This window comes from Streptomyces sp. NPDC035033 (assembly GCF_040636735.1).
Lineage (GTDB): Bacteria > Actinomycetota > Actinomycetes > Streptomycetales > Streptomycetaceae > Streptomyces.
Genome location: NZ_JBEZUZ010000093.1, coordinates 1 through 19,940, shown reverse-complemented (window position 1 = coordinate 19,940; position 19,940 = coordinate 1). Strand labels below are relative to the sequence as shown.

Here is a 19,940-nt window from a genome sequence, read left to right as displayed (position 1 = left end):
ACGTAGCGTTACGGCATGACCGACCCCACCGTGACCCTGCCACCCACGAGGGTGCGTCGTCGGCCGCCGCCGCGGCCGCGCGACACGGTGCGGTGGCCGGTCCTCGCCGTCGTCTTCGTCTGCGCCGCCTGCGGCCTCGTCTACGAACTCGAACTCGTCGCCCTCGCCTCGTACTTGGTCGGCGACTCGGTCACGCAGGCGTCCGTCGTGCTCTCCGTGATGGTCTTCGCGATGGGCCTGGGCTCGCTCCTCGCCAAGCGGCTGCGCTGCCGTGCCGCCGTCGGCTTCGGCCTGGTCGAGGGCGCGCTCGCGCTCATCGGCGGCACCTCGGCGCTGGTGCTGTACGCGTGCTTCGCCTGGCTCGGCGAGTCGCGCGGGGTGCTGGTGGCCTTCTCGCTCTCCATCGGGGTGCTCATCGGCGCGGAGATCCCGCTGCTGATGTCGCTCATACAGCGGGTGCCGGAACGGTCCGTCTCCACCGGCCGGCCGGGCCGGGCGGGGCGGCCCGCCCCGGCCGGCGACCCCGACGACGCGGCGGGCACGGTCGCCGACCTCTTCGCCGCCGACTACGTGGGCGCGCTCGTCGGCGGCCTCGCCTTCCCGTTCCTGCTGCTGCCCTGGCTCGGCCAGCTCACCGGCGCCCTCGTCACGGGCGCGGTGAACGCGGTCGCGGGCGCCGCGCTGGTGCTGTGGTTCTTCCGCCGCGACCTCACCGCGCGTGGCCGCGCCCTCGTCGTCGGCGTCAACCTCGCCGTCCTCGGCGTGCTCGCCACCGCCACCGTCCTCGTCGACGACTTCGAGGAGGCCGCCCGCCGGGCCGTGTACGGGGAGCGGGTGCGGGTCGCCGTCCACACCGACCTCCAGGAGGTCGTGGTCACCGGCGGCCGCGAGGGCCCGCCCGACCTCTACCTCGACGGCCGGCTGCGGGTCGCCGGCGACGACGAGCACCGCTACCACGAGGCGCTCGTCCACCCCGCGATGAACGGGCCGCACGCGCGCGTCCTCGTCGTCGGCGGCGGCGACGGCCTCGCCGCCCGCGAGGTGCTCCGCTACGCCGGCGTCCGCGCCGTCACCGTCGTCGAGATCGACCCCGGCGTCGTCCGGCTCGCCCGCACCGACCCGGCGCTCGCCGCGCTCAACGGGCAGGCCTTCCGCGACCCGCGCGTGCGGGTCGTCCACGCCGACGCCTTCAACTGGCTGAGGAGCTCCGCCGGTCGCGTGCAGGAACGGTACGACGTGGTGATCTCCGACCTGCCCGACCCCGGGATCACCCCCAGCACCAAGCTGTACGCCCAGGAGTTCTACGGCCTCGCCGCCCGCGTCCTCGCCGACGGCGGCCGGCTCGTCGTGCACGCCGGGCCCGCCCTCGACCGGCCCCGCGCCTACTGGACCGCCGACGCCACCCTGCGCGCCGCCGGCTACGCCACCCGGCCGTACAGCACCGGCGGCCGCGCCCCCGGCTTCGCCGCCGGACCCGACCGGGCCGGCCGCGCCGACGGCACCCGCCGGGAGCCCGACGACTGGGGCTTCCTGCTCGCCGTCCGCGGCAGCCGGCCGCCCGCCCTCGGGCTCGCCCCGGACGCCCCCCGGCTCCGCTCCCTCGCCCCCCGCGACCTGCCCGCCGCCGCCCGCCGCGCCGAGCGCACCCGGATCGACGGGCTGCCGCCCTCGACGCTGGTCCACCCCCGGTACGGCCACTGAGCCGCGGCCACCGCGCGGGGGACCCGGAGGCGGGTCCCGGGACGAACGGGCGACGCGGGGCGCCCCGCTGAGTAGGCTCGGTTCCCATGGAGCATGAGGTGTTCGTCCCGGTCCCGGCCGCGGCCCTGCGGGCCGTCCTCACCGACCCGGACCGGGTGGCGCGCTGCGCGCCCGGCCTCCAGCGGGACGCCTCCGAGGGGGCCGCCGAGGCGGGCGAGGACCTCGTCGGGCGGTTCCGGCTCCGGGTCGGCGGCCACACCATCACCTACCGGGGGGGCCTGCGGATCGTCGAGCGGGACGGCGCCATCACCTACGAGGGCGAGGGCGCCGAGGCCCGCGGCAAGGGCGTCGCCGAGATCTCCCTGACCGTCGTCCTCACCCCGGCGGCCGAAGGCACCGGACTCAGCTTCACCGGCGCCCTCACCGCCACCGGCCGGCTCGCCGCGGAACCCGAGGAGGCCCGGGACGCCGCCCGCGCCCGCCTCCTGGACGCCTTCGTGGAGGCCGTCGCCGCCCTCGCCGCCGAGACCTCCGCGCAGCACCCCGGAGGAGCGGCCGGCGAGGCCCCGGGCGGGGAGACCTCCTTCGGCACCGGCGACGGCCCCGCCCTCGGCGGCCCCGGAGTCCCCGGCGGCCCCGGAGTCCCCGGCGGCCCCGGAGTCCCCGGCGGCCCCGGAGTCCCCGGCGGCCCCGGTGTCCCCGGCGGCCCCGGCGAGGAGGACGCCCTGGACGGGACCGACCTCTTCGGCGAGGACGTGTTCCCCGAGCCGGCCGGCCCGCCGGACCCCCCCGCCGCACAGCCTGCTGAGGCCGCCCACGCGCGCCGCACGATGATCGGCCGGAGCGCCGAGGAGGTCGACCACGCGCCGCCGCGCGGCCGGTACGCCCCCGTGCCGGCCCCCGAGCCCGGCGGCGCCGGCGCCACCCTCCGCTGGGTCGCCCCCGCCGCCGTCCTCGCCCTCGCCTCCGCGGTCATCGTCGGACGCGCCCTGCGCCGACGGCGCTGAGGACTCCGCACCGGGAGCTCCGCGCGGAAGGCTCCGCGTCGAAACGGACCGACCGGCCGGGCCCAGGACTTAGGGTCGGGGCGTGAGCAACCTGACGCGACTGACGGCGGGCGACGCCGAGCTGACCATCAACCCCGCCCGTGGCGGCCGGATCGAGAGCCTGCGCATCGCCGGGACCGAGGTCCTCAAGCAGGGCGAGCGCTACGGCAGCTTCCCGATGGTGCCCTGGTGCGGCCGGACCGCGTACGGCCGGTTCCGCGACGGCGCCGCCACCCACCTGCTGCCCGTCAACGCGGACCCGCACGCCATCCACGGCACCGTCCGCGACCGGGCCTGGACGGTGGCCCGGGCCACCGCGACCGAGGCCGTCCTCACCTGCGACCTCGACGACCCGTGGCCGTACAAGGGCCGGGTCACCCAGGTCCTCGAACTGGCCGAGGACCGGCTGACGCTGCGGTTCGGGGTGGAGGCGTACGACGACTCCTTCCCCGCGCAGGCCGGCTGGCACCCCTGGTTCCTGCGGAACCTCGGGCAGGGCGGCGAGGACGTGGCGATCGGCTTCGCGCCCGGCTGGCAGGAGGAGCGCGGCGACGACCACCTGCCCACCGGCCACCGCATCGCCCCCCTCCCCGGCCCCTGGGACGACTGCTTCGGCATGCCCGACGGCGTCGACGTCACCCTCACCTGGCCGGGCGAGCTGGAGCTGAAGGTGACCAGCCGCGCCGAGTGGGTCGTGATCTACGACGAGCCGGCGGACGCGGTCTGCGTCGAGCCGCAGACCGGCCCGCCGAACGGCCTCAACACCCACCCCCGGCTGGTCACCCCCATCGACCCCCTGGAGGTCGAGAGCGTCTGGGCCTGGCAGCGGCTTTAAGCTCGGGGCATGACTGACGTACGCGCCGATCTGCTCCAGCAGATCAAGGACAAGGCCGTGGTGCACGGCAAGGTGACCCTCTCCTCGGGTCTGGAAGCCGACTACTACGTGGACCTGCGCCGGATCACGCTGGACGGGGCGGCGTCGCCGCTGGTCGGCCGGGTCATGCTCGACCTGGTCGCGGACCTCGACTTCGACGCGGTCGGCGGCCTCACCCTGGGCGCCGACCCCGTCGCCACCTCGATGCTGCACGCCGCCGCCGCGCGCGGCGAGCGCCTCGACGCCTTCGTCGTCCGCAAGGCCGCCAAGGCGCACGGCATGCAGCGCCAGGTCGAGGGCCCGGACATCAAGGGCCGCCGGGTCCTGATCGTCGAGGACACCTCCACCACCGGCGGCTCCCCGCTGACCGCCGTCGAGGCGGCCCGCGCGGCCGGCGCCGAGGTCGTCGCCGTCGCCACCATCGTCGACCGCGCCACCGGCGCTGGCGAGAAGATCAGCGGCACGGCGGGCGTCCCGTACCTCTACGCGTACGCGCTGGACGAGCTCGGTCTCGCCTGACCCCCCGCGGCGCCGCGCGGACGAACCGCCGCGAAGTCGTGACTTAGGTCCCGGAAACCGGCCCATACGGTTCTGACCTGCTCTTTCATCCGAGGGCGGGGTGTTTCACGTGAAACACCCCGCCCTTCGGCGTGCCGTGCCCGTGGGAGCCCGCACAAGAGTCTGGAAAGATGGCACCGACGATGACGTCGCCCCTAGGTCAGGGACACAGCAACGCCCACACCCGCACATCACAAGGAGCGGACGAATGCCCATCGCAACCCCCGAGGTCTACGCCGAGATGCTCGACCGGGCGAAGGCTGGCAAGTTCGCCTACCCGGCCATCAACGTGACCTCGTCCCAGACCCTCCACGCGGCGCTGCGCGGCTTCGCCGAGGCCCAGAGCGACGGCATCATCCAGATCTCGACCGGTGGCGCCGAGTTCCTGGGCGGCCAGTACAGCAAGGACATGGTCACGGGCGCCGTCGCCCTGGCCGAGTTCGCCCACATCGTCGCCGCGAAGTACGACATCACCGTCGCGCTGCACACCGACCACTGCCCGAAGGACAAGCTGGACGGCTACGTCCGCCCGCTGCTCGACATCTCCGCCGAGCGCGTCGCCCGCGGCGAGAACCCGCTCTTCCAGTCGCACATGTGGGACGGCTCCGCCGAGACCCTGGCCGACAACCTGGCCATCGGCCAGGAGCTGCTCGCCAAGGCCGCCGCCGCCAACATCATCCTGGAGGTCGAGATCACCCCGACCGGCGGCGAGGAGGACGGCGTCAGCCACGAGATCAACGACGAGCTCTACACCTCGGTCGACGACGCGATCCGCACCGCCGAGGCCCTGGGCCTGGGCGAGAAGGGCCGCTACCTGCTCGCCGCCTCCTTCGGCAACGTGCACGGCGTCTACAAGCCGGGCAACGTCGTCCTGCGCCCCGAGCTCCTCAAGGACCTCCAGGCCGGCGTCGGCGAGAAGTTCGGCAAGAGCTCCCCGTTCGACTTCGTCTTCCACGGCGGTTCCGGCTCGACCGCCGAGGAGATCGCCACCGCCATCGACAACGGCGTGGTGAAGATGAACCTCGACACCGACACCCAGTACGCCTTCACCCGCCCGGTCGTGGACCACATGTTCCGCAACTACGACGGCGTCCTGAAGGTCGACGGCGAGGTCGGCAAGAAGTCCACCTACGACCCGCGCACCTGGGGCAAGCTCGCCGAGGCGGGCATGGCCGCGCGCGTCACCGAGGCGTGCGAGGCGCTGCGCTCGGCCGGCAAGAAGCTGAAGTAAGCCGTGGCGGGAGGGCCCGGCACCCGCCGAGGGTGCCGGGCCCTTCGCGCACCGGGAGGAGAGCGGCGTGTACGACTTCGACGGGGCGAGGGACCGGCGGGGCACCTGGTCGGTCCAGTGGGACGGGACCGCGGACCGCTTCGGCGTCTCCGACCTGCTGCCCTTCACCATCTCCGACATGGACTTCGCCTCCCCGCCGGAGGTCCTCGACGCGCTGCGCGCGCGGGTGGACCACGGCGTCTTCGGCTACACCGACTGGCGGCTCGGGGAGTTCCGGGAGGCGATACGCCACTGGTACGCGACCCGGTACGCCACCGACGTCGACACCGAGGCGCTGGTGTACGCGCCCTCCGTGCTCAACCAGGTCTCCCAGCTGCTCCGGATGTGGACGCGGCCCGGGGACGGCGTGGTCACCCACACCCCCACGTACGACGGCTTCCGCAAGGCCGTCACCGGGCTCGGCCGGGAGCTGCGCGGGGTGCCGGTCGGCGACCTCGGCGCCCTGGAGCGGGAGCTGGCCCGGCCGGACAGCACGATGCTGCTGCTCTGCTCGCCGCACAACCCCACCGGGCGGGTGTGGACGGAGGCGGAGCTGACCGGGTTCGCCCGGCTGGCCCGCCGCCACGGCGTGCCCGTCGTCAGCGACGAGATCCACGCCGACCTGACCGCAGACGGCCACCGGCACGTCCCCTGGACCCGGATCGCGGCGGCGGGCGGCGACCGGCGCTGGGCGCTCGTCACCTCCGGCACCAAGGCCTTCAACTTCCCCGCGCTCTCCGGCTCGTACGGCTTCGTCGGCGACCCGGAGGAGCGCGCCGCGTTCGTGCGGCGGATGGAGACCGGCGAGGGCCTCGCCTCCCCGGCCGTCCTCTCGCTCACCGCCCACGTCGCCGCCTACCGGCACGGCGCCCGCTGGCTGGACGAGCTGCGCGGCTACGTGGCGGGCACCATGGCCCTGGTCGGGGAGCGGCTCGCCGCGGGCCTGCCGGGCGTCGCCTGGCGGCCCCCGCAGGCCGGCTACCTCGCCTGGATCGACCTCCGCCCCCTCGGCATCGAGGAGGACCGGCTCCAGGAGGAGCTGGTCCGCGCCGAGAAGGTCGCGATCATGCCGGGCGCCACCTACGGCACCCCCGGCTTCGTCCGGCTCAACGTGGGCTGCCCCCGGGCCAAGGCCGAACGGGGCGTGGACGCCCTGGTCCGGGCGGCGGGACGGCTGCGGACCGACCGGTCCTGAGGAGGCACGCGCCCCCGGGACGCGGGACCATGCACCCATGGTGGGTACGGCTGGACCCGATGTGCGGATGGCTTCCGGGGCCGGGCGGTGGATCGTCCTCACGACCGTCCTCGGCTCGGGGATGGCGCTGCTCGACTCGACCGTCGTCAACGTGGCGCTGCCGCACATCGGCGAGGACCTCGGCGCCGACCTCGCCGTGCTCCAGTGGACCGTCAACGCGTACATGCTGACGCTGGCCGGGCTGATCCTGCTCGGCGGCTCGCTCGGCGACCGGTACGGGCGGCGGCGGGTCTTCGTCCTCGGCGTGGTGTGGTTCGCGCTCGCCTCCCTGCTGTGCGGGCTCGCGCCGAACGCCGGGGTGCTCGTCGCGGCCCGCGCCCTCCAGGGGGTCGGCGGGGCGCTGCTCACGCCGGGGTCGCTCGCGCTGATCCAGGCGAGCTTCCACCCCGACGACCGGGCCCGGGCGGTCGGCCTGTGGTCCGGGTTCGGCGGGGTGGGGGCGGCGGTCGGGCCGTTCGTCGGCGGCTGGCTGGTCGACGGGCCGGGCTGGCGGTGGGTCTTCCTGCTGAACGTGCCGCTCGCGGCCCTCTGCGTGCCGGTCGCGCTGCGGCACGTGCCCGAGTCCCGGGACGAAGCCGCGCGGGGCCGCTTCGACGTGCTGGGCGCGGTGCTCGGCGCGGCGGCCCTCGGCCTCGTCACGTACGCGCTGATCGGGGCGGTGTGGTGGGCGGGGGCGGCGGGCGTCGCCGCGGGCGCCGCCTTCGCGGTGGTGGAGCGGCGGCGGGGCGAGCGGGCGATGGTGCCGCCGTCGGTCTTCCGGTCCCGGCTCTTCACGGCGGTCAACCTGGTGACGCTGTGCGTGTACGCGGCCTTCGGCGGCTTCTTCTTCCTCGCCGCGCTCCAGCTCCAGGTGGTCTCCGGCTACTCGGCCCTCGCCGCCGGCACGGCCCTGCTGCCGACGACCGTCCTGATGCTGCTGCTCTCCGCGAAGGCGGGCGAGCTGGGGGAGCGGATCGGGCCGCGGATCCCGCTGACCGCGGGCCCGCTGCTGTGCGCCGCCGGGATGCTGCTGATGCTGCGGGTCGGCCCGGACGCCTCGTACGCGCGGGACGTGCTGCCGGCCCTGGTGGTGCTCGGCCTCGGCATGACGGTCCTGGTGGCCCCGCTGACCGCGACGGTCCTGGCCTCCGTGGACGTCTCCCGCGCCGGGCTCGCCAGCGGCATCAACAACGCGGCGGCGCGGGCGGCGGGGCTGATCGCGGTGGCGGCGCTGCCGCTGCTGACGGGGATGGGGCCGGAGGCGTACCGCTCGCCGGCGGAGTTCGACGCGACCTTCGGCCGGGCGATGCCGATCTGCGCGGGGGTGCTCGCCGCCGGCGCGCTCCTCGCCTGGACGACGATGCGGGCCCCCGCCGGGCCGGCCTGCCACCCCGGGTGCCGGCACCACTGCGCGGTGTCCTCCCCGCCGCTGGACCCGGGCACCTCCCCCTGACCGGAAGGTCCGGGAGGCACGGCCCGGGCCCGTCGCCGGTGGGGCAGACTGGGGGGATGGTTACGCATGAGAATCTGCTGGGCGGGCCCGCGCCCACCCGTCTGCCCGACGACCCGGAGCCGCGTGAGCTCCTCGCGCAGGGCACCGCGCCCGCCGACGTCGCCGCGAAGTACCCGACCTCCTCGCTCGCCTGGGCGCAGCTCGCGGACGACGCGTTCGAGGCGGGCCGCGTGGTGGAGTCGTACGCCTACGCCCGCACCGGCTACCACCGGGGTCTCGACGCGCTGCGGCGCAACGGGTGGAAGGGCCACGGCCCGGTGCCGTGGGAGCACGAGCCGAACCGCGGCTTCCTGCGGGCCCTGCACGCGCTGGCGCGGGCGGCCGGGGAGATCGGCGAGCAGGCCGAGTACGAGCGCTGCACGACCTTCCTGCGGGACTCCTCGGAGACCGCCGCCGAGACGCTGGGCTGACCGGTTCCCGCGCGGGGCGCCCCGGGGCGCCCCGCCCCGGTGTCCGCCCCGGCCGGTACGATCCCCGGACCGGCCTGAACAGGGGGGAACTGTCGTGGGCAAGCGGGGGGCGCCTGACCGGCGCCGGCAGAACCGACAGAGCGGGAGGAGCCGTCGCCGGGGGACGCGTGTCACGCGCCGCGGGAGGCTCGTCCTGTCGACCCTGGTCCTGACGGCCGCCTCGCTCGGCGCGGGCGTGGCGCTCGCCCACTTCCAGGCCGGGGAGGGGGAGCGGGACACCGCCGTACGCCCCCCGGTCTCCGCGGCGCCGCAGGCCCCGGAGCCGACGGCGGCCGCCCCGGAGCCGACCCGGAAGGCCACGGCCACGGTCAAGCCGAAACCGAAACCGAAGCCGAAGCCGAAACCGAAACCGAAGCCGACCGCGCCGAAGCGGACGTCCGCGACGGTGCCGCGGTCCGGTCCCGGCACCTTCACCACCGCGACCGCCTCCGGCAAGGTCACCGGCACCAGCGGGACGCTGCGCCGGTACCGGGTGCAGATCGAGGAGGGCGTGGACCTGTCGGCCCGCGGGACCGCCGAGGAGATCGAGGCGATCCTCGCCCATCCGCGCAGCTGGGCCGCGCACGGCCGGGGCCGCTTCCAGCTGGTGGCGTCGGACGCCGACTTCGTGATCCGGATCGCCACCCCCGACACCGCGGACGCGCTCTGCGCCCGGCAGGGCTTCGACACCCACGGCGAGCTGAACTGCGAGACCGCCGACGGCGTCGTGGTGAACCTCAAGCGGTGGATGCTGGGCTCGCCGACCTTCGCCGGGCCGCCGGAGGAGTACCGGCACCTGATCATCAACCACGAGGTCGGGCACGAGATCGGGATCCGGCAGCACATGGGCTGCGGCGGGCCGGGGAAGCCCGCCCCGGCGATGATGCAGCAGATCAAGGGCCTCAACGGATGCCGTTCGAACGCTTTTCCGTATGACGAAGAGGGGCTCTACATCACCGGTCCGATCGTGTCATGATGCGCTTGGGACGGCGTGCGACGGAGCACGCCTCCTGAGGGGACCGGGGCTCCCGTGGCACGTGCCGTGCGCGGTGGAGCGGACCGCTACCCGGTAGTACGTATCGAGGAGACAGAAATGTCGACCTTCCAGGTTTCCCCCGATGCCTCCGGAGCCGGTGCGGTCGCCGACGACGCGCCGAACCTCGACTTCGCGGGCACCACGCCGTACGAGGACTACGTCCAGGCGGACGTCCTCACCCACCTCCAGCACCTCCGCTCGGACGACCCCGGTGAGATGGTCTTCCTGGTCACCACCCAGGTCATGGAGCTGTGGTTCACGGTGATCGTCCACGAATGGGAGACCGCGAGCCGCGCCCTGCGCGAGGACCGCCTGCCGGTCGCGATCGACGCGCTCAAGCGCTCGGTGCGCGAGCTGGAGGCGCTGAACCACTCCTGGCGCCCGCTCTCCCAGCTCACCCCCGCCCAGTTCAACGCCTACCGGGGCGCGCTCGGCGAGGGCTCCGGCTTCCAGTCGGCGATGTACCGGCGCATGGAGTTCCTGCTCGGCGAGAAGTCCGCGTCCATGCTCGTCCCGCACCGGGGCGCGCCCCGCGTCCACGCCGAGCTGGAGAAGGCGCTGCACGAGCCGAGCCTCTACGACGAGACCCTCGGCTTCCTCGCCCGGCGCGGCCTGCCCGTCCCCCCGTCCGTCCTCGCCCGCGACCTGACGCTGCGGTACGAGCCCTCCGCCGAGGTCGAGGCCGTGTGGGCGTCGCTCTACGCGGCGCCCGACGAGAACGGCGAGCTCGTCCGCCTCGGCGAGGCCCTCAGCGACGTCGCCGAACTGATCTGGCGATGGCGCAACGACCACCTGGTGGCGACCCGCCGCGCGATGGGCGCCAAGACCGGCACCGGGGGCTCCGCGGGCGTGGCCTGGCTGGAGAAGCGCGCCCAGAAGAACGTCTTCCCCGAGCTCTGGACGGCCCGCAGCCATGTCTGACCTCACGCAGGAGGCCGAGCGCCTCGACGCCGCCGACCCGCTCGCCGGCCACCGCGCGAAGTTCGCCCTCGACGAGGAGACCGTCTACCTCGACGGCAACTCGCTCGGCGCGCTCCCCGCGCACGTCCCCGCCCGGATGGCCGACGTCATCGGCCGCGAGTGGGGCGAGCTGCGGATCCGCTCCTGGGACGAGTCGGGCTGGTGGACCGCCCCCGAGCGGATCGGCGACCGGATCGCCCCGCTCGTCGGCGCCGCCGCCGGACAGATCGTGGTCGGCGACTCGACCAGCGTCAACGTCTTCAAGGCGGTCGTCGCGGCGGCCCGGCTCGCCGGAGAGGGACGCGACGAGATCCTGGTGGACGCGACGACCTTTCCCACGGACGGGTACATCGCCGAGTCCGCCGCCCGGATGACCGGTCACCGGATCGTGCCCCTCGACCCGGCCGACATCCCCGGCGCGGCGGGCGACCGCACGGCCCTCGCGCTCGTCAACCACGTCGACTACCGCACCGGCCGGCTCCACGACCTGCCCGGCACCACCGCCGCCCTGCACGCGGCGGGCGCGCTCGCCGTCTGGGACCTGTGCCACAGCGCCGGCGCCCTGCCCGTCGGCCTCGACGCGCACGGCGTCGACCTGGCGGTCGGCTGCACGTACAAGTACCTCAACGGCGGCCCCGGTTCGCCCGCGTACCTGTACGTCGCCGAGCGCCACCAGGCCCGCTTCGACTCGCCGCTGCCGGGCTGGACCTCGCACGCCGACCCCTTCGGCATGACCCCCGGCTACCGGGCCGCCGACGGCGCCGTCCGGGGCCGCGTCGGCACCCCGGACATCCTGTCGATGCTGGCCCTGGAGGCGGCGCTCGACGTGTGGGACGGGGTCGCGATCGAGGAGGTCCGCGCCAAGTCCCTCGCCCTCACGGACTTCTTCCTGGAGTGCGTGCGGGCGTACGTCCCCGAGGGCCGGGTCACGCCGGTCACCCCGGAGCCGCACGGCGAGCGCGGCAGCCAGGTCGCGCTGCGCTGCGCCGACGCGCCCGCCGTGATGCCGGAACTGGTCAAGCGCGGAGTGGTCGGCGACCTGCGCCGCCCGGACATCCTCCGGTTCGGCTTCACGCCGCTGTACGTCGGCTTCGCGGACGCGGAGAGGGCGGCCCGGATCCTCGCCGAGGTGCTGGCCGGCCTGCCGGCCGACTGACGGACGCGCGACCGGCCCTGACCGGTCGTCAGGTCGGATCTTCACCTGATCTGCGGGGCCCGGACCCTGATACGGTCCCCGCAGGTCAGGCCGGATCGGCCCCGTCACCGAAAGGTTGGAACACCCCATGCCGGACCCCGCCGCGCGCGACGCCGCCGAAGAGACCTCGGCCTTCTCGCACCCGGCCGTCCCTCCCGACGCCACCGCCGCGTACGGCGAACACCCCGACCAGGTCGTCGACTTCTACGCGCCCAGGACCGGCGCCGGGCGCGCCCCGCTCGTCGTCGTCCTGCACGGCGGCGCCTGGCGGGCCCCCTACGACCGGCAGCACGTCAGCCCCTTCGCGGACTTCCTCGCCCGCCGCGGCTTCGCCGTCGCCAGCGTCGAGTACCGGCGCGGCCCCGGCCTGCCCCACCAGGGCGGCGCGGCCCCGGTCGCCGGCCGCTGGCCGGAGACCTTCGACGACGTGGCCGCCGCCCTCGACGCCGTACCGGACCTCGCCGCCGCCCACCTGCCCCAGGCCGACCCGCACCGCACGGTCCTCACCGGCCACTCGGCCGGCGGCCAGCTCGCCCTGTGGGCCGCCGCCCGGCACGTGCTGCCCGCCGGCTCCCCCTGGCGGCTGCCCGCCCCGCCCGCGCTGCGCGGCGTCGTCGCCCTCGCCCCCATCGGGCACTTCGAGCGCGCCCGCGAGCTGGACGTCTGCGGCGGCGCGGTCACCCAGCTGCTCGGCGGCGCGGCGGCGTACGACGAGCGGGCCGCCGCCACCGACCCGGCCCGCCTGCTGCCCACCGGCATCGCCACCGCCCTCGTCCAGGGCCGCGAGGACCTCACCGTCCCCGCCGAGGTCGCCGACGCCTTCGTGGAGGCGGCGGCGAAGGCGGGCGAGACGGTCGGCCTGACGCTCCTGGAGGACGTCGGCCACTTCCCGCTGATCGACCCGGCGGCCGACGCGTGCGCGGTGGTCGCGGAGGAGATCGCCCAGCTCGCGTTCTGAGCCCTCCGGGACCCGCCGGGACCCGCGTAGTACTCAAGGGGGACGCCCCGGGATCCGCATCCAGCGGGACGCGGGCGTCCCGGGGCGTTCCGTACGGTGGACGGCGTGAACCCGACACAGACCCCCGACACGGGCAGCCGCAGCCCCGAGCTCCGCATGACGCTGGACGCGCTCGGCGGTCTGCGCGCGGACCTCTCCGGCGACGCCCTCTCCTACCGCCCGCTGCCCCGGCTCGCGCCGGACAGCCCCGCCCTGCGCTTCCTGCCCCGGCGGCTGCGCCCGCACGCCGGGCTGCTGCCGCACGCGGCGATCGGCTTCCTCGCCCTGGTGACCTTCCTCCTCGGCTTCGACAACATCGGCGGCGCCGTCGGGCCGGTCGCCCTCGTCTCCTGCCTGGTGCCGACCGCCGCCGTGCTCCTCACCCTGGTCCGCCCGGCGCCCGCCTTCTGGCTCTCGCTGGGCTCGACGCCCTTCGTCGCCTACCTGAGCGGCTACGACGGCTGGCCCTGGACGCCGAACTCCTTCGCCGCCCACCTCTTCGTCCTGGTGGTCGTCGCCCTGCGGACCGGACCCCGGACCGCCGCGTGGATGTGGCTGCTCACCGCCGCGTACGCCACCTTCACCTCCTTCTTCCTGGCCATGAGCAGCGGATACGGCTCCAACGCCCCCCAGATGCTCTTCTTCTCCGCGCTCTTCCTGCTGGTGATCGCCGTGGTCCAGATCCGCGGCCAGGCGGCCCGCGAGGTCACCGCCCAGCGGACCGTCACCGCCGTCGAGCGCTCCAAGCGGACCCTGCTGGAGGAGCGGACGACCATCGCCCGCGAGCTGCACGACGTCGTCGCCCACCACATGTCGGTGGTCGCCATCCAGGCCGAGGCCGCGCCCTACCGGGTGGAGAACCCGCCGCCGGAGCTGGAGCAGGCATTCCGCACCATCCGGGAGAACGCGGTCGCCGCCCTCACCGAGCTGCGCCGCATCCTCGGGGTCGTCCGGGCCGAGGACTACGAGGCGCCCGACGCCCCGCAGCCGACCCTCGCCGACCTCGACGGCCTCGTCGCCAACGTCCGGGAGGCCGGGCTCGACGTGACCCTGACGGTCACCGGCGCGGCGCGCGAACTGCCGCAGGGCGTGGAGCTGTCCGCGTACCGGATCGTCCAGGAGGCCCTGTCGAACGTGCTGCGGCACGCGCCCGGCGCCCCGGCCAAGGTGGAGCTCGGGTACGTGCTCGGCGGCCTCGGCCTGCGGATCGCCAACGGGCCCGCGCGCGGCCTCGTGAAGCCGTCCCCCGGGGCGGGGCACGGCATCACCGGCATGCGGGAGCGGGTCGGCATGCTCGGCGGGGAGATGACGGCCGAACCGACCGGGGACGGCGGGTACGAGGTCACCGTCTTCGTCCCCGTCCAGCGGGAGATCCCCGTCCAGCGCGAAGGGGGCGAGCGGTGATCCGGGTGCTGATCGTCGACGACCAGGCCATGGTCCGCGAGGGCTTCTCCGTGCTGCTCGGCGCGATGCCGGACATCGAGGTCGTCGGCGAGGCCGTCAACGGCCGGGAGGCGGTGGCCCAGGTGGCCGCTCTCCGCCCGGACGTCGTCCTCATGGACATCCGGATGCCCGAGCTGAACGGCATCGAGGCCACCCGGGAGATCGTCGCCGCCGACGCGGACGCCAAGGTCCTCGTCCTGACCACCTTCGACCTCGACGAGTACGTCTACCAGGCGCTGCGCGCCGGCGCCTCCGGCTTCCTGCTCAAGGACGCCTCCGCCCGGCAGCTCGCCGAGGGCGTGCGGGTCGTCGCCGCCGGGGAGGCGCTGCTCGCGCCGACCGTGACGAAGCGGCTCATCACCGAGTTCGCGAAGTCCGCCGACACCGCCCCGAAGGCGCCCGCCGTCGCCCAGATCGGGGAGCTGACCGAGCGCGAGACGGAGGTCCTGGTGCTGATCGCGCAGGGCCTGTCGAACCAGGAGATCGCCGACCACCTGGTCGTCGCCGAGTCGACGATCAAGACGCACGTCAGCCGGATCCTGGTGAAGCTGGGCCTGCGCGACCGGACGCAGGCGGCGGTCTTCGCGTACGAGGCGCGCCTGGTGCGGGTCGGGCGGTAGCGGCCGGGCGGCGGTAGCGTCCTGCCATGGACACCGCCGCCGCCTTCGACCCCTGGTCCCCGGAGTTCGTCGCCGATCCGTACCCGGCGTACGCCGCGCTGCGGGAGGGCGGCCGGGTCCACTGGTACGGACCGACCCGGCAGTGGCTGGTCCCGCACCACGAGGACGTCTCCGCGCTGCTGCGGGACCGGCGGCTGGGCCGTACGTACACCCACCGCTTCACCCACGAGGAGTTCGGGCGCGAGGCGCCGGACCCGGCGCACGAGCCCTTCCACACCCTCAATGACCACGGGCTGCTCGACCTGGAGGGCGCCGACCACGCCCGGATCCGGCGGCTGGTGTCGAAGGCGTTCACCCCGCGGACGGTGGAGCGGCTCGCGCCGACGGTACGGGAGCTGGCGGCCGGCCTGGTCGGCGAGCTGGTCGCGGCGGGCGGCGGCGACCTCCAGGCGGCGGTCGCCGAGCCCCTGCCGGTCGCGGTGATCGCCGCGATGCTCGGCGTCCCGGAGGAGGACGAGGAGCGGGCCATGCTGCGGCCCTGGTCGGCGGCGATCTGCGGGATGTTCGAGCCAAACCCGTCCGAGGAGACGGCCCGGCGGGCGGTCCGCGCCTCGATCGAGTTCTCCGGCTACCTGCGGGAGCTGATCGCCCGGCGGCGGGCCGACCCGGGCGACGACCTGATCTCGGCCCTGATCGGCGTCGGGGAGCTGACCGAGCAGGAGATGGTCTCCACCTGCGTGCTGCTGCTCAACGCGGGCCACGAGGCGACCGTCAACACGACGACCGGCGGGATGTGGACGCTGCTGCGGCACGGGCTGTGGAGCCGGGGGATCGACCCGGCGGGCCTGTCCGCGGCCGTGGACGAACTCCTGCGGTACGACACGCCGCTCCAGATGTTCGAGCGCTGGGTCCTCGACGACATCGAGATCGGCGGCACGGTCCTGCCCCGCGGCTCGGAGGTCGCGCTCCTCTTCGGCTCCGCCAACCGCGACCCGGCACGCTTCGGCCCCACCGCCGACGCCCTCGACCTCGCCCGCGCCGACAACCCCCACGTCAGCTTCGGCGCCGGCGTCCACTACTGTCTGGGCGCCCCGCTGGCCCGCCTCGAACTCACCGCCGTCCTCGCGGAGCTGCTGCGGCAGGCGCCCGGCCTGCGGCTCGCCGCGGAACCCGTCCGGAGGCCCGGTTACGTGATCCGCGGCGTCGAGTCCCTCCTCGTCGAGGTCTGACCCGGCGTCAGCCCTGGAGGTCGCGGCGGCGCAGGCCCGCCAGACCGGCGGCGGTGAGGACGAGCGCCAGGGCCGTCAGCAGCAGGAGCGGGGACCAGGACACGGCGGTGCCGGGGAGCTTGGGGAGGTGGGCGTAGGGGGAGAGGTCCAGGACCCGCCGGGGGAGGTCCAGGGCCGGGCCGATCCAGCCGAGGGCCAGGCACAGGCCGGCCGCCCCCCAGGCCGCGCCCGCCGCCCGCGGCACCGCGCCCCAGAGCAGGACCGCCGCCCCCGCGAGGGTCCAGACGGCGGGGAGCTGGGCGAGGGCCGCGCCGAGGACGGCGCCGTACGAGCCGCCGAAGCCGAGGGAGAGGCCGAGGCCCGCGGCGAGGAGGATCAGCGCCGCGCCGCCGAAGGCGGGCACGAGGTGCCCGGCGGCCCAGCGCAGCCGGCCCAGGGAGGCGGCGAGCAGCGGCTCGGCGCGGCCCGAGCTCTCCTCGGCGTGCGCCCGCAGCACCGCCCCGACCGCGTACAGCGCGGCGAGCATCCCGAAGAGGGAGACCATGGTGGCGAGGAAGGCGTCGGTGAGCGCGGTCTGCCCGCCCATGCGCGCGAAGATCTCCCGCGCCTTCTCGTTGTCGCCGACGAGCTCCGCCGCGCCCTCGGCCATGCGGCCGAAGACGACCCCGCCGAGGAGGAAGCCGAGCCCCCAGCCGGCCAGCGCGCCGCGCTGGAGCCGCAGGGCGAGCGCCCCGGCCGTGCCGAGGCGGCCGGCGGCGGGGCCCGGGCGGGTGGCGAGGAAGGAGGCGCCGACGTCGCGGCGGGCGGCGAGGCCGTACGCGAGGACGGTCTGGACGGCGACGGCGGCGGCGATCAGCGTCAGCACCCACCAGCGTTCGCCGGCGAAGGCGCGGACGTTCCCGGCCCAGCCGATCGGGGAGAGCCAGGTGAGCACGGAGTCACCGGAGGCGTCCCCCGCGTCCCCCGCCGCGCGCAGCGCGAAGGCGAGGCCGAGGACGCCGCCGGCGATCCCCTTGGCGAGCCGGGCGCTCTCGGTGAGCTGGGCGGCGAGCGCGGCGGCGGTCGCGAAGACCATGCCGGTGCCGCCGAGGGCGAGGCCGAGCGCGAGCGCCCCGGAGGCGCCCTGGCCGGCGAGGCCGGCGGTGACGACCAGGGCGACGGCGGCGTTCAGGACGAGGGCGGCGAGGAGGGCGGAGGTCAGCGGGGCGCGGCGGCCCACGGCCCCGGCGGACAGCAGCTCCTGACGGCCCGTCTCCTCCTCCTCGCGGGTGTGCCGGACGACGACGATCAGGCCGGCGACGGCCGCGAGGACCGCGCCGAAGGTGCCGAACCGCCAGGCGGTGAGCCCGCCGAGGGAGTCGGAGAAGACCGGCCCGTAGAGGGAGCGCATCGAGCTGTTGGCGGTCATGGACGCGGCGAGTTCGGCGCGCTGGGCGGCCGTGCCGTACAGCCCCTCCAGGGAGCCGGGGCCGGAGGCGACGAGCCCGCCGGTGACCAGGGCCCAGAGGGGGATCGTCAGCCGGTCGCGGCGGAGCGCGAGCCGGGTGAGGGTGCCGGTGCCGGCGAGGGCGGTCATGACGCCACCTCGGTGTCCGCGTAGTGACGGAGGAAGAGCTCCTCCAGGGTGGGCGGGGTGCTGGTGAGGGAGCGGACGCCGGAGGACAGGAGCGCGGCGAGGACCGGGTCGAGCTTGTCGGTGTCGACCTGGAGCCGGACCTTGCGTCCCTCGACGCGCAGGTCGTGGACGCCGGGGAGGGCGGCGATGCCGTTCGGCGCGGCGGCGAGTTCGGCGGTCACGCTCGTCCGGGTCAGGTGGCGCAGCCGGGCGAGCGAACCCGACTCCACCGTGCGGCCCTTGCGGACGATGGAGACCCGGTCGCAGAGGGACTCGACCTCGCTGAGGATGTGGCTGGAGAGCAGGACCGTGCGGCCCCGGTCGCGGGCCTCGCGGACGCAGTCCTGGAAGACCTCCTCCATCAGCGGGTCGAGGCCGCTGGTGGGTTCGTCGAGGACGAGGAGGTCGGCGTCGGAGGCGAAGGCGGCGACCAGGGCGACCTTCTGCCGGTTGCCCTTGGAGTAGGTGCGGCCCTTCTTGGTGGGGTCGAGTTCGAAGCGCTCGATCAGCCCGTCCCGGCGGGCCCGGTCGAGGCCGGTGCCGCGCAGCCGCCCGTACAGGTCGATCACCTCGCCGCCGGAGAGGTTGCGCCAGAGGGTGACGTCGCCGGGGACGTACGCGAGGCGCCGGTGGAGGGCGACGGCGTCGGCCCACGGGTCGCCGCCGAGCAGCCGGACGGTGCCGGAGTCGGCGCGCAGCAGCCCGAGCAGGACGCGGATGGTGGTGGACTTCCCGGCGCCGTTGGGGCCGAGGAAGCCGTGGACCTCGCCGGTGGCGACGGTGAGGTCGAGTCCGTCGAGGGCGCGGGTGCGGCCGAAGGACTTGTGGAGTCCGGTGACGCTGATGGCGTTCGTCATGCTTCGGAACGTACGCTCATTTCACAAATTTGTGAAGTTAAGGAAGCGTAAAAAGGTACGGTATAGAGTCGGACCATGACCACCACCGAGGACACCCCCGAGGGCACCACCGGCGGCGAGGACGCGGTCTCCCGCTTCGTGGAACGGTTCGCCGCGGAGATGACCGAGGCCGGCATGCAGCGGATGGCCTCCCGGGTCTTCGCCGCGCTGCTCGCCTCCGAGACCGCCTCGCTCACCTCGGCGGAGCTCTCCGAACAGCTCAAGATCAGCCCGGCCGCCGTCTCCGGCGCGATCCGCTACCTCACCCAGGTCGGCATGGTCGCCCGCGAGCGCGAGCCCGGCACCCGGCGCGAGCGGTACGTGCTCCACAACGAGATCTGGTACGAGACCTTCACCCGCCGCGACCAGGTCCTCCTCCGCTGGGAGAAGGTCCTGCGCGACGGCGCCGCCACCCTCGGCCCCACCACGGCGGCCGGCGCCCGCACCGCCGAGACCGCCGACTTCTTCGCCTTCCTCCAGGAGGAGATGCTCCTGATGATGGACCGCTGGCGGGAACGGAAGGCGGCCCGGGCGGCTCAGTCCTGAGCTTCGGCCCCCGGCGAGGGCGAGGGCGAAGGCGAGGGCACGGACGGGGGCGAGGGCACGGGGGCGGGGGCGGTCTCCAGCAGCCCGGCCAGCTCCGCCAGGAGCGCGTCGCCGTCCGCCGTGCCGGCCTCCCGGTACGGCCCGGCGGGCCACAGCGGACGGCCGCCGCACCAGGCCACGACCACCGGGTCCCCCTCGCCCCCGCCGTCCCGGTCCAGCCAGCCGCGCAGCTCCACCGTCCCGGCCGGCTCCACCGGCCGGCCCGGCGGCACCAGCGGCAGGGCCCCCTCGGGCCGGTCGTCCGGACCCCCGTGCGCGGGGAAGACCACCAGCGTCGGCCCCTCGCCGACCGGCGCGGGCACGAGCGCGTACCGCCGCTCGACGGGGACGGGGGCGAGCGCGGCCCGCACCAGGAGCCGGACGACGGGCACGCCCCGGCTCCACACCTGGAAGGAGGCCCAGAGGGTCCAGGCCGCGGCGGCCGTCAGCAGGAGCGGAACCCCCGTGGAGAACACCCCGTCGGCCTCCGGTTCGGGCCAGATCACCTCCATGGCCGTCAGCCCGCCGTAGACCGCGAGGGCGGCCAGGCCGTACCCCAGCCGGGACAGGCCCGCCGCGCGCCGCAGCGACCGCACCCGCCACCACGGCGCCGTCCGCACGTCCGCCTCCGGGCGGCGCGGGCGCTCGCGGAGTCCGTCCGCGGCCGCCCAGGACCCGGCGTGGGCGGCGAACCGCGCGTAGGACGGGACGGCGGCCGC

General features: G+C 75.3%; 18 protein-coding genes and 1 pseudogene. 16 read left to right on the top strand and 3 right to left on the bottom strand.

The window, feature by feature from the left end; genetic code table 11:
- Window positions 1–15 precede the first annotated feature (15 nt).
- From AB0E83_RS28915 to AB0E83_RS28845, 15 genes are all read left to right on the top strand, one after another.
- Window positions 16–1,701 carry a polyamine aminopropyltransferase gene (locus tag AB0E83_RS28915; protein WP_362118129.1) on the top strand — a complete coding sequence of 562 codons (1,686 nt, stop codon included), beginning with the start codon at window positions 16–18 and terminating at the stop codon, window positions 1,699–1,701.
- Between the two features lie 86 nt (window positions 1,702–1,787).
- Window positions 1,788–2,708 carry an SRPBCC family protein gene (locus AB0E83_RS28910; protein WP_362118126.1) on the top strand — a complete coding sequence of 307 codons (921 nt, stop codon included), beginning with the start codon at window positions 1,788–1,790 and terminating at the stop codon, window positions 2,706–2,708.
- An 82-nt stretch (window positions 2,709–2,790) separates the two neighbouring features.
- The gene (locus AB0E83_RS28905) at window positions 2,791–3,582 is read left to right on the top strand and encodes an aldose 1-epimerase (protein ID WP_362118123.1); all 792 of its coding nucleotides are present in this window, start codon (window positions 2,791–2,793) and stop codon (window positions 3,580–3,582) included.
- A gap of 9 nt (window positions 3,583–3,591) precedes the next feature.
- Window positions 3,592–4,140, top strand: coding sequence for an orotate phosphoribosyltransferase (pyrE, locus tag AB0E83_RS28900; RefSeq protein WP_362118120.1), 549 nt, complete (start codon window positions 3,592–3,594; stop codon window positions 4,138–4,140).
- Window positions 4,141–4,387: 247 nt separating this feature from the next.
- A complete protein-coding gene (fbaA, locus tag AB0E83_RS28895) occupies window positions 4,388–5,410 on the top strand; it encodes a class II fructose-bisphosphate aldolase (protein ID WP_362118117.1) in 1,023 nt (340 codons plus the stop codon).
- A gap of 67 nt (window positions 5,411–5,477) precedes the next feature.
- Entirely contained in the window at window positions 5,478–6,644 is a 1,167-nt protein-coding gene (locus AB0E83_RS28890) for a MalY/PatB family protein (RefSeq protein ID WP_362118114.1), read from the top strand.
- Between the two features lie 37 nt (window positions 6,645–6,681).
- Window positions 6,682–8,136: an MFS transporter gene (locus AB0E83_RS28885; protein WP_362118111.1), complete on the top strand. Its 1,455-nt coding sequence runs from the start codon at window positions 6,682–6,684 to the stop codon at window positions 8,134–8,136.
- Window positions 8,137–8,192: 56 nt separating this feature from the next.
- The gene (locus AB0E83_RS28880; RefSeq protein WP_362118108.1) at window positions 8,193–8,606 is read left to right on the top strand and encodes a DUF3151 domain-containing protein; all 414 of its coding nucleotides are present in this window, start codon (window positions 8,193–8,195) and stop codon (window positions 8,604–8,606) included.
- 235 nt (window positions 8,607–8,841) lie between these two features.
- Entirely contained in the window at window positions 8,842–9,621 is a 780-nt protein-coding gene (locus AB0E83_RS28875) for a DUF3152 domain-containing protein (protein WP_362118105.1), read from the top strand.
- A 117-nt stretch (window positions 9,622–9,738) separates the two neighbouring features.
- Window positions 9,739–10,602 carry a tryptophan 2,3-dioxygenase family protein gene (locus tag AB0E83_RS28870; protein WP_362118102.1) on the top strand — a complete coding sequence of 288 codons (864 nt, stop codon included), beginning with the start codon at window positions 9,739–9,741 and terminating at the stop codon, window positions 10,600–10,602.
- A complete protein-coding gene (gene kynU, locus AB0E83_RS28865) occupies window positions 10,595–11,797 on the top strand; it encodes a kynureninase (protein ID WP_362118099.1) in 1,203 nt (400 codons plus the stop codon). Before AB0E83_RS28870 ends, kynU begins: the two co-directional genes overlap by 8 nt.
- A 127-nt stretch (window positions 11,798–11,924) precedes the next feature.
- Window positions 11,925–12,794 carry an alpha/beta hydrolase gene (locus tag AB0E83_RS28860; protein ID WP_362118096.1) on the top strand — a complete coding sequence of 290 codons (870 nt, stop codon included), beginning with the start codon at window positions 11,925–11,927 and terminating at the stop codon, window positions 12,792–12,794.
- Window positions 12,795–12,950: 156 nt separating this feature from the next.
- Window positions 12,951–14,237: a histidine kinase gene (locus tag AB0E83_RS28855; RefSeq protein WP_362118174.1), complete on the top strand. Its 1,287-nt coding sequence runs from the start codon at window positions 12,951–12,953 to the stop codon at window positions 14,235–14,237.
- Window positions 14,234–14,896 carry a response regulator transcription factor gene (locus AB0E83_RS28850; RefSeq protein ID WP_362118093.1) on the top strand — a complete coding sequence of 221 codons (663 nt, stop codon included), beginning with the start codon at window positions 14,234–14,236 and terminating at the stop codon, window positions 14,894–14,896. The genes AB0E83_RS28855 and AB0E83_RS28850 overlap by 4 nt, the downstream gene beginning before the upstream one ends.
- A 26-nt stretch (window positions 14,897–14,922) precedes the next feature.
- Entirely contained in the window at window positions 14,923–16,125 is a 1,203-nt protein-coding gene (locus AB0E83_RS28845) for a cytochrome P450 (RefSeq protein ID WP_362118090.1), read from the top strand.
- A gap of 7 nt (window positions 16,126–16,132) precedes the next feature.
- Here AB0E83_RS28845 and AB0E83_RS28840 read toward each other — a convergent pair whose 3' ends face one another.
- The gene (locus AB0E83_RS28840) at window positions 16,133–17,701 is read right to left on the bottom strand and encodes an ABC transporter permease (RefSeq protein WP_362118087.1); all 1,569 of its coding nucleotides are present in this window, start codon (window positions 17,699–17,701) and stop codon (window positions 16,133–16,135) included.
- Complete coding sequence (locus AB0E83_RS28835; protein WP_362118084.1) at window positions 17,698–18,597, bottom strand: ABC transporter ATP-binding protein; 900 nt, start codon at window positions 18,595–18,597, stop codon at window positions 17,698–17,700. Before AB0E83_RS28835 ends, AB0E83_RS28840 begins: the two co-directional genes overlap by 4 nt.
- A gap of 75 nt (window positions 18,598–18,672) precedes the next feature.
- Between AB0E83_RS28835 and AB0E83_RS28830 the strand changes: the two genes are divergently transcribed.
- A complete protein-coding gene (locus AB0E83_RS28830; protein ID WP_362118081.1) occupies window positions 18,673–19,182 on the top strand; it encodes a MarR family transcriptional regulator in 510 nt (169 codons plus the stop codon).
- Here the strand turns inward: AB0E83_RS28830 and AB0E83_RS28825 are convergent.
- Window positions 19,173–19,940 (bottom strand): annotated as a pseudogene (locus AB0E83_RS28825) (hypothetical protein); the annotation flags it as partial. The gene AB0E83_RS28830 and the pseudogene AB0E83_RS28825 overlap by 10 nt on opposite strands.